Below are 12,096 nucleotides of genomic sequence, written 5' to 3' on the forward strand. Positions count from 1 at the left end.
CTCGGCCAGATCTTCGCCGAGTGGAACCAGCCGCTGTCCAACAGCCAGGTCGGCCCGGCCTCGGGCACCGTCACCACGTACGTGAACGGGCAGAAGTACACCGGGAACCCGTCGGACATCAAGCTGACCCCGCACGAGGTCATCCAGCTCGACGTCGGCCAGGACGTCGCCTTCCAGCCGTACACCTTCGCCTCCGGCCTGTAAGCCGGGCGCACCGCGTCGGCGCGGGCCCGCCGGCCCGGCCGCGCGCGTATTCGGATTCTGACGATCCCCCAGCGGGTAAGTAGACCGGGATGCCGATCTGATCTCGCTGGGGGATTCGTATGCGCACGGACGTATGCGTCGTCGGCGGGGGAATAGCCGGGCTCGCCGCGGCCGCACGACTGGTCGCCGCAGGTCTGGCCGTGACCGTATTGGAGAGTACTGACGATCCCGGGGGCCGCGCCAGGGACGCTCGGGTCGGCGGATTCGTGCTCGGCGACGGTGCGCACCTGCTGCACACGACCTGGCCGACCCTGCGTCAGACGATCTCTCCGGCCGAGCTTCAGCTGGGCGGTTTCGCAGCAGGTATACGGATCTGCTCAGGCGGTCTCACCGGAGAGGTGGAGGGCACAGGCGACCTCGGCAGCGGGGAGCGAGCCGGCGCACTGGCGGGCAGCGTTCAGGTTAACGACGTCGTGCGGCGAGTGCGTTTCGGCGCCGCACCGACCAGGCCGCAGCAGACGTTCTCGGCGCTGCGTATGCCGATCGGGACGGCCGCGGACAAGGCCCGCCTGTCCAAGCTCCTGTACCGGCTCGGCACGACCGCGCCGGAGCGGGCACTGCACGGCCCGGAGCACTCGGCTGCGGACTCGTACGCGGTACGCGGCTACTCCGCAGAGCTCGTAGATCAGTTCCTGCGGCCCTATCTGGCCGCATTGGCCGCCGACGAAGACCTCGCCGCCTCGGTGCGCGGCGCCGACTGGCTGCTGCGGCTGCTGGTGCGGGGCCGGTTCGCGGTGGCCGGCGCAGGCATCAACGCGCTCGTGCGGGAGCTTGTCAGAAGACTGCCGACCGGCACGATTCAGTTCGGCGTGCGGGTACACACGGTGCGCGCGGACCGAGTGGTCGGGGTCACCGGGGAAATCAGAGCTCGTGCAACGGTCGTGGCGGCCGATCCGTACGGTGCGATGGAACTGTTGCCAGGACTGCACGAGCCGCGGATGCGATCGGCGACAACGCTTTGGCACTCGGTGGACGACGCGCAACTGCCCTTCGAGCCGGACCGCGCTCCGTCAGTGCTCGTAGACGCCGAGCCCGGCTCTCCGATCGCGCGCACAGCCGTGGTCAGCCGCGCCGCACCAGGGCTCGCGCCGCCGGGCCGGGCACTGGTCGCGACGACGGTGTTCGGCGACGACGGCAAGGAACCGGCCGCGTTGGACCGCGCGGTCCTTGGCCGGCTCTCCCACCTGCACGGCGTGCCGCAGCGGCGCTGGGAGACCCTTGATATCCGGCACGTCGAGCACGCCGTGGTGACCATGCAGTCGCCGCACAACTTCGCCCGGCCGGTCCGGCTTATCAAGGGGCTGTACGTGTGCGGAGACCATCGCGACCTACCGAACGTCGAGGGCGCGCTGCAGTCCGGTCACCGTGCGGCCAAGGCCGTGCTTGAGGACCTGGACGTCCGCTACTCGCCGGGGTAGCGCAGCCCGATCTGCTCGCGGATGAGGTCGAGCGTACGCATGATCGACAGCGTCTCGTCCAGCGGCATGACCGGGCTCTCCGGCTCCCCGGCGCGCAGGCAACGCCCGACCTCGGCGGCCTGGAAGCGCAGCCCCTTGCCCTCGCGCGGGAACTCAAGGTTCTGCGTCGTGCCGTCGAGCAGGGTCAGCTTCGCGGGCAACCGGCCGTCGGCCCAGTCCACGATGTCGATCCGGCCCTTGGTGCCGGTGATCGAGGCCGTATTCGCGGTGCGCGCGTCGAGCGCCGTGGTGACCAACGCCTGAGCGCCGCTGGCGTACCCGAAGACCGCCGAGGTCTGCGCGTCCACGCCGGTGACGGCTTGGGTGGCGAACGCGGCGACCCGGTCGGGCGTGCCGAGCAGCATCGAGGCGAAGGAGACCGGATAGATCCCGAGGTCCAGCAGCGCGCCGCCGCCGAGCGCGGGGTCGAGCACCCGGTGTGCCGGGTCGGAGCTGAGCACTTCGCCGCGGTCCACGACCAACGAGCGGATCTCGCCGATGCGGCCCGCGGAGATCAGCTCGCGCAGCCCCACCTGGTGCGGCAGGAACCGGACCCACATCGCCTCCATCAGGAAGACCCCGGCCGCGCGAGCCGCCGCGATCATCCGCTCGGTCTGCGCGGCGTTGATGGCGAAGGGCTTCTCGCACAGCACCGCCTTTCCGGCGGCCAGCGCGGTGCGGGTGACCTCCTCGTGGCCGGTGTGCGGCACCGCGACGTAGATCGCGTCGACCTCGGGATCGGCGGCGAGGGCGTCGTAGCCGACGTGCCGGCGTGCGGCGCCGTGCGCGTCCGCGAACCGGTCCGCCGCCTGCTGCGAGCGCGAGCCGACCGCGACGAGTTCGGCGTCGTCGAGCAGGCGCAGATCCTCGGCGAAGGCGGCGGCGATCACGCCGGTCCCGGCGATGCCCCAGCGGATCCGTTCGGCCATGGTGCGGCTCCCCTCCTTGATCGTCGCTGCTGCCTCACCCTATAGCGCGGCGCCTCCTGCGCGATATGCGAACCAAGGCGTCCGCCCACGCCTCGTCGCATCGCGCTGTGACTGAGGTCACGGCCGTACAGTCCATTCCAAGGGCCACATCGGGCCACGCTCCATCACCGGCGCACCAGGCCCCCCGAGCACGTCGTACAGTCATAACCGTGGGCGAACTGGAAATCATCCGGGCCGGTTTCGGCGCCGAGGCGGTCGACTATCAGACCGCGTGGGACGACCAGCGCGCGCGGCACACCGCGCGAGTGGCCGACCTGGTGCCTGACGCCGTCATCCTGCTCGAACATCCGCCGGTGTACACCGCGGGCAAGCGGACCGAGCCGATGGACCGTCCGTTCGACGGCACACCGGTCGTCGACGTGGACCGCGGCGGCAAGATCACCTGGCACGGCCCGGGGCAGCTGGTCGGGTATCCGATCGTGCGGTTGCCCGAGGGCGTCTACGTGGTCGACTTCGTGCGGCGCGTCGAGCAGGTGATCATCGAAGTCTGTGCGGACCTCGGCCTGTACACCGAACGCGTCCAGGGCCGTTCGGGCGTCTGGGTTCCCGGCGACGAACTGCGCCAGGACCGCAAGGTGGCCGCGATCGGGCTGCGCTTCGCCAAGGGTGTCACAATGCACGGTTTCGCCCTGAATTGCGACAATGATCTCGATTGGTACCACCGGATCGTGCCGTGCGGAATCCGTGACGCGGGCGTTACAACGCTCAGCGAGGAGCTCGGCCGCCGGGTGACGATCCAGGAGGTGCTGCCGCTCGTGGAGCGCCACCTGCACCTGCTGACCGAGCCCAAGGGCGCGGCGACCGACCGGGTCCGCGTCCCATCAGCACAGATTCCCGAGGAGTCGCGCCCGTGACCACGATCGAGGGCGGCGAGACGCCCCTGACCACGACCGGTCCGGACGGGCGCAAGCTGCTGCGGCTTGAGGTGCGCAACTCCGCCACGCCGATCGAGAAGAAGCCCGAGTGGATCAAGACCCGGGCGAAGATGGGCCCGGAGTACACGCAGCTGCGCAACCTGGTCAAGAGCGAGGGCCTGCACACGGTCTGCCAGGAGGCCGGCTGCCCGAACATCTTCGAGTGCTGGGAAGACCGCGAGGCGACCTTCCTGATCGGCGGCGAGCAGTGCACCCGGCGCTGTGACTTCTGCCAGATCGACACCGGCAAGCCGGCCGCCCTCGACCGCGACGAGCCGCGGCGCGTCGGCGAGTCGGTGGCCACGATGGGCCTGAAGTACGCGACCGTGACCGGCGTGGCCCGCGACGACCTGCCTGACGGCGGCGCGTGGCTGTACGCCGAGACGGTCCGGCAGATCCACGCGCAGGTGCCCGGCTGCGGCGTCGAGCTGCTGATCCCGGACTTCAACGGCGAGCCGCGGCTGCTGGCCGAGGTGTTCGAGTCCGCGCCCGAGGTGCTGGCGCACAACGTGGAGACCGTGCCGCGGATCTTCAAGCGCATCCGCCCGGCCTTCCGCTACGACCGCTCGCTGGACGTGATCCGCCAGGCGCGCGCGGTCGGCCTGGTGACCAAGTCGAACCTCATCCTGGGCATGGGCGAGGAGCGGACTGAGGTCTCCCAGGCGCTGCTCGACCTGCACGAGGCGGGCTGCGAGCTGATCACGATTACGCAGTACCTTCGGCCCTCCCCAAGGCACCATCCGGTGACACGATGGGTGAAGCCAGAGGAATTCGTAGAACTCAAGCAGGAGGCCGAGCAGATCGGTTTCGCCGGGGTGATGTCCGGACCGCTGGTGCGATCTTCGTACCGGGCTGGGCGGCTCTACCAGCAAGCGATCGCGGCGCGTGCGGCCTAGTGCAGTGTGGGCGGACCCGGGTTCCGGCTCGTGCAGCGGACCTGCCCCGGGACCCGGTCGGCCCAACCGTCACCGCGATGGCGCGGTCTTCACCGGGAATTGACCGGTGCGCAGTAACCTTGCAACACGAGACAGCAACCCTGAGTGGTGCTGATCCGACCTTGAGATTGGGGGCACGGAAGCATGACGGTGACGATTGACAGCGCCGCGGCGACCCGGGCTGCGGCACGGCGTGGAGCGGTGCGGACCGTGTTGAACACGGTCGAGTGGGTTATCTTCCGCGGCGATGGCCTGGCTGTCGCACGGAACAACGCCTGGGCGGCGGTGCAGGAGGACCGGGCTCGGGCCAAGGCCAGGGCCGAGGCGTCCACCGCGCTTCTGGAGCCGCACGTGGAGCCGTTCGCGTAGCGCATCGCGCGCTGCGGTAACACGTTGTTCGCTGATGTGGCACGCCCATGCGCTCCGCTGATGTGCGCTCCGCCTCAGTGACCTGACGAACCGTCAGCCCCCTTCCTCTTCGCCACCGATACCGAAACAATCACGGCGGTACCGGGCGGTGCGGTAACCAGCGCGCCGGGGACATATCCTTTTGAGCATGGCGCGTAACCCCTCCCCTGAGCCGACCGTGAGCCCGGCGGCACCGTCCGAACCGCCGTCCGGCCGCCTCAAGCAGTTCGGCTACGCCTACAAGGTGACCAAGGAAGTCGATCCGCGGCTCACCACGGCCATGCTCGGCTGGGGCGGCGGCACCGCGGCCCTGGTGTTCGTGCTGTTCTTCTTCCTGTTCGGCGGCAGCATCGTCGGGATCGTCTTCGCGGTCCTGTTCGCGATCGTGTTCGGCGCGCTGGTCGCGCTGTCCACCCTCTCCCGCCGGGTGCAGCGCACCGCGTACCAGCGCATCGAGGGGCAGCCCGGCGCGGCCGCCGCGGTGCTCGAGCAGAGCCTCAAGCGCGGCTGGTCGATGACCCCGGCGGTCCAGTTCAACCGGCAGCAGGACCTGGTGCACCGGCTGATCGGCCGGGCCGGCATCCTGCTGGTCGGCGAGGGCGACCCGAACCGGGTGACACAGCTGCTCAACACCGAGCGCAAGTCGATCGCGCGGTACCTCGGCCCGGACGTCGAGGTGGAGTCCGTGATCGTCGGCGACAACACCGAGGCCGGCCAGGTGCCGCTCAACAAGCTGTCGCAGACGCTGACGAAGCGCGGCCTGCGCGGCCGCACGAAGCTGACCTCGCTGCAGGTCAACGAGTACTCGAAGCGGCTAGCCGCGGTGAGCAGCGGCCCGATGGCGAACCTGCCGAAGGGCCCGATCCCGCGCGGCGGCCGCATCCCGCGCGGCAACATCCGCTAGCCAATCCCAGACCTTCGGCTCGCCGCCGAGCCTCCGCCAAACCAACCGGCGGCCGGGATGCTCCCCGGCCGCCGTCCTTTTTTCGCCTCGCGCTACGCCCTGATCTCCACGGTCCCCGCCAACCGGTCGTGCAGCCCGCGGCCGTCCCGGTCCCAGATCACGGCGGGGACGACGAGCAGCAGCAGCACCGTGCGCATGATCACGTGCAGCGGCGTGAGCGGCCCGCCGAGCTTGCCGACCCGCAGCCCGAACAGCCGCTTACCCAGCGTCGCGCCCCAGAGCGACAGCAGCACCAGGTGTTCCGCGCCGAAGATCGCGATCGTGCCCCACTGTCCCTGCGCCGAGGACGGATGCCAGCCGAAGGCCAGCGCGATCAACTCGGCGATGACCCAGTCCACCACCAACGCGCCGAGCCGGCGCCCCTGCCCCGCCAGCGAGCCGGGCCCGGACTCCGGCAGGCCGAGGCGCTGGCCGCGGTAAGCCCACTCGTCCTGCGTGGACTCGGTACGCGGGCCTTCCAGCCAGCCGCCGACGGCAGCCCGCGCGTCCGATGGCCCACCGCCCTTTCCCCCACCGCGCGACGACGGTCCGGAGCCACCGCCACCGGGCCTGCCTCCACCGCCCGTACCGGCTCCCTTCCCGCCCCCGCCAGCGCTAGGCTTGCCGGCACCCGAACCACTACTACCACCACCACGCGCGGCGGACTTACCCGCGGACGCGGAAGACTGTGTCATGCGTCCACGGTAGCCGCCCGAAACAATCCGGCGGCGCCCGGGCCCCACCGCCGTGACGGCCTCCCCGCCGCCCACCCGCCCGCCGAACCGGCCCGTGCGCGTCGTGAGGCGGCATGATCGCGTCGCGTGTAACGTGCAGGAAACAACAGGGACACGGACGGGAAATGGCCCCTACCTATCGTTCCCAGCCAGAGCCTGATGCGAAATCGGGCCTGCGGGAGCGGCCGCACCGCAGCGCGGCGGCAGGGCGGCTCCTACAGGCGCGGACTGTCGAGGCCTTGGCGGGCAAAGCAGACGAGCCGTGTGGGGGCTTGCGCGCACTCGCCGATGTTCCAAACTACACAGCCATAGCCCCCGCTCTGTGCCCATCGCGTTCCCGAGTCCGGCCGGCGCTCCGGTGCGGCCGCTGCATCGGGTCGAGGAGGAATAGTGACATTCCAGAACGCCGACGAGGTTCTCAAGTACCTCAGTGACGAAAGCGTCCAGTTCGTGGACGTCCGGTTCTGCGACCTGCCCGGCGTCATGCAGCACTTCACCGTGCCGGTGGAGTCGTTCACTTCGTCCGTGTTCACCGACGGCCTCGCCTTCGACGGATCCTCGATCCGCGGCTTCCAGGCCATCCACGAGTCGGACATGCAGCTGCTCCCGGACCCGGCCACGGCGCGGATCGACCCGTTCCGCAAGGCGAAGACGCTCAACATCAACTTCTTCATCCACGACCCGCTGACCGGCGAGGCCTACTCGCGCGACCCGCGCAACGTGGCGAAGAAGGCCGAGGCGTACCTCAAGAGCTCGGGCATCGCCGACACCGCGTACTTCGGCCCCGAGGCCGAGTTCTACGTGTTCGACTCGATCCGCTTCGACAGCAAGGTGAACGAGTCGTTCTACCACATCGACTCGGAATCAGGGCACTGGAACACCGGCCGCGAGGAGGCCGGCGGCAACCTCGGCTACAAGGTGCGCTACAAGGGCGGCTACTTCCCGGTCGCGCCCTATGACCACTACGGCGACCTGCGTGACGACATGGTCGCCGCGCTGCGGGGCGTCGGCCTCGAGGTCGAGCGGGCGCACCACGAGGTGGGCACCGCGGGCCAGGCCGAGATCAACTACAAGTTCAACACCCTGCTGCACGCCGCCGACGACCTGATGCTGTTCAAGTACATCATCAAGAACGTCGCGCTCGCGAACGGCAAGACCGCCACCTTCATGCCGAAGCCGCTGTTCGGCGACAACGGCTCGGGCATGCACACGCACCAGAGCCTGTGGAAGGACGGCAGCCCGCTCTTCTACGACGAGATCGGCTACGCGGGCCTGGCCGACACGGCGCGCCACTACATCGGCGGGCTGCTCAAGCACGCCCCGAGCCTGCTGGCGTTCACCAACCCGAGCGTGAACTCGTACCACCGCCTGGTCCCCGGCTTCGAGGCCCCGGTCAACCTGGTCTACTCGCAGCGCAACCGCTCGGCGTGCATCCGCATCCCGATCACCGGCGCCAACCCGAAGGCCAAGCGCATCGAGTTCCGCGTCCCGGACCCGTCCAGCAACCCGTACCTCGCGTTCTCCGCGATGCTGCTGGCCGGCCTCGACGGCATCAAGAACAAGATCGAGCCGATCGCCCCGGTCGACAAGGACCTCTACGAGCTGCCCCCGGACGAGCACGCCGCGGTCCCCCAGGTCCCCGGCAGCCTCGACGCGGTCCTCACCGCCCTCGAGGCGGACCACGACTACCTGACCGCCGGCGGCGTGTTCACCCAGGACCTCATCGAGACCTGGATCGCCTACAAGCGCTCCGCCGAGATCGACCCGATCCGGCTGCGCCCGCACCCGTTCGAGTTCGACCTCTACTACGACATCTAAACACCCGCTCTGACCTGCGGAAATGTTAGATGCACGGAAATATGAACTCGCCAGACGCAATCCTGTGACTTGCAGGTTCATACGACGGTACAGCTTCAAACCCGGCTCGCCTCCCGCCCATGTGGGGTGATCTTGGACCAAGCAAGCAGTGCAGAGTAGAAGAACACAGCGTTCGGGCCGACCCCCGTCACACGCGGGGGTCGGCCCGAACGCCGTTATGCCCTGCGTCGAGGCCTCGCTGGGTTAACGCGGAGTCAGCCTGGCCGCTTTCGGAACCTCTGGCGTTTCCAACACTCCAAAGAACTGAGGTTCCCCCGCTTTCCCGGAGAGCTCCAATCCGTGGTCCGATAGGACCGGGAGGAGCGCATCAGTGGCAGCACCGAAGAAGTACCCCGACGAGCTGCGGGCCCGAGCGGTCCGGTTGTATCGGGAGAGCGATCCGAAGCCGGTGATCCGGAAGCTGGCCGACCAGCTCGGCGTGCATCACGAGGCGCTGCGTAACTGGATCCGCCAGGACGAAGCCGACCGCGGCGACCGTGTCGACCGGCCGACCAGCGCGATGGCCGAGGAGAACAAGCAGCTGCGCAAGCGAGTCGCGGAGCTGGAGCGGATCAACGCCGTGCTGCGCGATGCGAGCTCGTATTTCGCCTCCGAGATCGGCCAGACCCGGAGGTGATCGTGCGGTTCGTCAACGAGCACCCGCAGCACCCGGTCGATCTCGTATTGCGGGTTCTGGGTATCGCGTCTTCCACCTTCTACGGATGGCGCAAGCAGGCGAAACACCCCTCGGCGCGCCGGCTGGCCGACGAAGGACTGCTAGCCGAGATCGTCGAGATCCACACCTGCTCCGGCGGCACCTACGGCGCGCCGCGGGTGCACGCGATGCTGCGCCGCCGGGGTGTCGCGGTCGGCCGCAAACGAGTGGAGCGGCTGATGCGCGGCGCCAGCCTACAGGGTGCGTTCCTGCGCAAGAAGTGGCGCACTGCATCGACCAGGCAGGACCCGAGGGCCACGCCGGCGCCGGATCTGGTCAAGCGAGACTTCACCGCGCTCGAACCGAACCGGCTGTGGGTGGCGGACGCGACCCGGATCTCGACCGGTCAGGGAGCGTTCTGGCTCGCCGCAGTGCGCGATGCGTTCTCCAACCGGATCGTGGGCTGGAAGTGCTCGGATCGCTGCGACACCGAGCTGGTGCTCGGCGCGCTGGAGTACGCGCTCTGGTCTCGGCAGGTCCGCGACGGTCAGCTCGTCCATCATTCGGACAGGGGCTCGACCTACACGGCGTTTCGCTTCTCGACTCGCCTGGCTGACAACGGGATCGCCCAGTCAATGGGATCGGTCGGCGACAGTTACGACAATGCGTTGATGGAGAACTTCTTCTCCACGCTCAAGACCGAGTTGGTCTATCGCAACACCTGGCGGACAAGGGAAGAAGCCGAGAACGCACTGTTCGCCTACATCGATGGCTGGTACAACACCCAGCGGATCCAGAAGAAGCCGGGATGGCGCTCGCCCGACGAGTATGAGGCCAGCTACCATCACCCAGTTCCCGCCGGAACCAGATAACCCGCTCCCCGGCCGAGCGGGGGAACCTCAAGCGATCGTCTGCCGTCACACGGCGACACACGCGGCTAAGCTCGTGGAGCCCGGAGTGGTTCCGTGCCGCGGCAAGTCGGGCAAGGCAAGAGCTGCCGACCAGGGACCTGGGCACCCAAATCGATCACGTGGGCGCTTCGTCTTCGAGGATGCACCCAGAAGAGCGACAGCTACTGGATATTGACCGCATCCACTATCCCCGGCTGCTCGAGATGGGGCGGGAGGCCCCTGCCGCTCGCAATAAGACCGATTTGGCTATCGGCAAATGCCCATTCCCGGAAACGGCCGCTGGGCAGATCGGACCATTCCCGATACACGAGCGGGCGCTCCAGTACTCCTTCGATCCACCGGGCTACAGAAAGTCCGAGTTCGGCAGCTGCGCCAAAAGCCTCCTCTTTCCCAACAACGGAATCATTAAGAAGGCAGTATTCTTGGCTGTGCATCTGGCCAAAGATCGCCTGATCGTTCTTAAAATAAGCACCGATGCATAGAAGCGTCATTTCGCGGTCTTTATCGATGACATCGAACCCGACGCGTAGGAACGGATAGGCTTCGTCCGCCTCAAAAACGACACTGCACACTGGGTCATGACTCCACAGAGCAGCGCGATCCCTGAGAGCCGCCAAGAAGTCGGTCTGACTGCCCGTAAGGTCTAGGCCGTCCTCCGAAAACCATTCCAACGAATTCTCCACATAACTGGCTGCACAACCTTGTCCGCCATTCTAGCACCGACTCGCGCCTCGGCGTCAGGACCCGACGATCCCCCTCACTCGTCGCCACCTTCTTCAAAGCCTTCGGCGAGTCCGATACCTTCGCCCGCAGGCCAGCCCTCTCCAGTAAACGCCTCGGGATCCGGCTCTCCTGAAATGAGATCCACTCCCGGGTTTTCTCCCAACCCTGTTATATCATACTGAGCTTGAGCCTTGATACGGTCCCAACGCGCGCCTCTTACATACGGGACATCCGCAATTTCGCCCTGCTCAGGATCCCATTTTTCCTGGCAATTGTCGGCACACACTTCAATCGGCTTTTGTGTGCGCGGGCGCACCGTCGTGACGAGCTGCAGATCCGCGATCTTAGATCCTGCCTTTGTGGCTTGCTGAATCACGTCGTCTTCTGCGCACCAACTGCAACCGTCTCCGCTCGGGCCACCCTTTCCGGTGATTTTCCAACCGACGAAGGCTTTGCCAGTGTTCGTATCCCACGCAGCCGCCACCGTAGTAATACTGTTCAGCTGGCTGCTAGATTCTGCATTGTCCCTAAGCCACGTCACCATGTCATCGCGTAGGTGCTCGGCGTTCGCCTGATACTGCTGTTGCAGGGCAATAGCATCATTCAGGCTATTTTGAGCCTTACCGTAGACTCCGATCGGAGCGTCTGTATATGCTCCAACCTCGATAAGGTCGTTCGATATGCCTGCGGCTTCCGCCGACAACGCTTGTGCGGCATCAGCCATATCTCCCAGGGCGTCAGCGGCCCCGTCGCCGCCGCCTTCCAAGCGCATTTTCCCAGTGGGGTCCGAGCCGTTAATCGGATCGTCCGCGGCGTAGGCGTAGCCGTTCATCTGGCGTTGGTCGCCGGCTTCGAGCACCGGGTCGACGCTGATGAACGCGCCGAGGCTGGGGTCGTAATCGCGGGCTCCGATATCGACCAGTCCGGTGGCGGCCTGCTGGGGGTCGCCGAGGAATGGGGACTGTAGAACTAACGGCTCTGTCGCGCTTTCGGTGGTGACGGTGTGTCAGGATGCTGCATGATGTGCCGTGTGTGATGTCGATCATCTTGTGAGCGTGGTGTTCTCCGGGTTGGCGCCGCTGGTCATCGAGGGCGTAACGGATGAGGGCGGCTTGATCCGGGTGTGGGCGCGGACCCCGGGCGGGCCGGTGGCCTGCCCGGGCTGCGGGACTGGGACGAACCGGGTGCATGCGTATCACAAGCGGGTCGTGGCTGATGTGCCGCTCGACGCGCGGCGGGTGCGGATCGTGGTGGGCGTTCGGCGGCTGAAGTGCACAGTCGTGCAGTGCGTGCGCCAGACCTTCCG

12 protein-coding genes and 2 pseudogenes are annotated in these 12,096 nt (G+C 67.5%); 10 read left to right on the forward strand and 4 right to left on the reverse strand.

The genetic code is table 11. The annotated features are described in order from the left end of the window. Together VFB40_RS15010 and VFB40_RS15015 are read left to right on the forward strand one after the other, a co-directional pair. Positions 1-204: pseudogene (locus VFB40_RS15010) on the forward strand (hypothetical protein); the annotation flags it as partial. A 119-nt stretch (positions 205-323) separates the two neighbouring features. Further along, a complete protein-coding gene (locus tag VFB40_RS15015) occupies positions 324-1,682 on the forward strand; it encodes an FAD-dependent oxidoreductase (RefSeq protein ID WP_324851103.1) in 1,359 nt (452 codons plus the stop codon). Here the strand turns inward: VFB40_RS15015 and VFB40_RS15020 are convergent. Continuing rightward, on the reverse strand, positions 1,667-2,650 hold the full coding sequence (locus VFB40_RS15020; protein WP_324851105.1) for a Gfo/Idh/MocA family protein: 984 nt from the start codon (positions 2,648-2,650) through the stop codon (positions 1,667-1,669). The two genes, VFB40_RS15015 and VFB40_RS15020, sit on opposite strands and share 16 nt — an antisense overlap. Positions 2,651-2,853: 203 nt before the next feature. Here VFB40_RS15020 and lipB point away from each other — a divergent pair, with 203 nt between their 5' ends. The 4 genes from lipB (at position 2,854) to VFB40_RS15040 (ending at position 5,871) form a co-directional block, all read left to right on the forward strand. Further along, entirely contained in the window at positions 2,854-3,564 is a 711-nt protein-coding gene (lipB, locus tag VFB40_RS15025) for a lipoyl(octanoyl) transferase LipB (RefSeq protein WP_414642094.1), read from the forward strand. After that, a complete protein-coding gene (lipA, locus tag VFB40_RS15030) occupies positions 3,561-4,520 on the forward strand; it encodes a lipoyl synthase (RefSeq protein ID WP_324851109.1) in 960 nt (319 codons plus the stop codon). The genes lipB and lipA overlap by 4 nt, the downstream gene beginning before the upstream one ends. A 183-nt stretch (positions 4,521-4,703) precedes the next feature. Then, positions 4,704-4,928, forward strand: coding sequence for a hypothetical protein (locus VFB40_RS15035; protein ID WP_324851111.1), 225 nt, complete (start codon positions 4,704-4,706; stop codon positions 4,926-4,928). Between the two features lie 187 nt (positions 4,929-5,115). Continuing rightward, on the forward strand, positions 5,116-5,871 hold the full coding sequence (locus VFB40_RS15040) for a DUF4191 domain-containing protein (protein WP_324851113.1): 756 nt from the start codon (positions 5,116-5,118) through the stop codon (positions 5,869-5,871). 92 nt (positions 5,872-5,963) lie between these two features. On the opposite strand, the gene VFB40_RS15045 is transcribed toward VFB40_RS15040, so the two are convergent. Next, positions 5,964-6,605, reverse strand: coding sequence for an RDD family protein (locus VFB40_RS15045; protein WP_324851115.1), 642 nt, complete (start codon positions 6,603-6,605; stop codon positions 5,964-5,966). Positions 6,606-7,034: 429 nt separating this feature from the next. Here VFB40_RS15045 and glnA point away from each other — a divergent pair, with 429 nt between their 5' ends. From glnA to VFB40_RS15060, 3 genes are all read left to right on the forward strand, one after another. After that, positions 7,035-8,462 carry a type I glutamate--ammonia ligase gene (glnA, locus tag VFB40_RS15050; RefSeq protein WP_324851117.1) on the forward strand — a complete coding sequence of 476 codons (1,428 nt, stop codon included), beginning with the start codon at positions 7,035-7,037 and terminating at the stop codon, positions 8,460-8,462. Positions 8,463-8,832: 370 nt separating this feature from the next. Then, positions 8,833-9,138, forward strand: a complete 306-nt coding sequence (locus VFB40_RS15055) for a transposase (protein ID WP_324851119.1) — start codon at positions 8,833-8,835, stop codon at positions 9,136-9,138. Between the two features lie 2 nt (positions 9,139-9,140). After that, entirely contained in the window at positions 9,141-10,028 is an 888-nt protein-coding gene (locus VFB40_RS15060) for an IS3 family transposase (RefSeq protein WP_324851121.1), read from the forward strand. A 200-nt stretch (positions 10,029-10,228) separates the two neighbouring features. Here VFB40_RS15060 and VFB40_RS15065 read toward each other — a convergent pair whose 3' ends face one another. Continuing rightward, positions 10,229-10,738 (reverse strand): hypothetical protein, encoded by a 510-nt coding sequence (locus tag VFB40_RS15065; RefSeq protein ID WP_324851124.1) that lies wholly within the window; start codon positions 10,736-10,738, stop codon positions 10,229-10,231. Between the two features lie 86 nt (positions 10,739-10,824). Next, positions 10,825-11,733 (reverse strand): annotated as a pseudogene (locus tag VFB40_RS15070) (RHS repeat-associated core domain-containing protein); the annotation flags it as partial. A gap of 106 nt (positions 11,734-11,839) precedes the next feature. Between VFB40_RS15070 and VFB40_RS15075 the strand changes: the two are divergent. Next, the coding region (locus VFB40_RS15075; protein WP_324851126.1) for a transposase family protein at positions 11,840-12,096 on the forward strand (257 nt) is incomplete at its 3' end.

Source organism: Actinocrinis sp., assembly GCF_035650855.1.
Lineage (GTDB): Bacteria > Actinomycetota > Actinomycetes > Streptomycetales > Catenulisporaceae > Actinocrinis.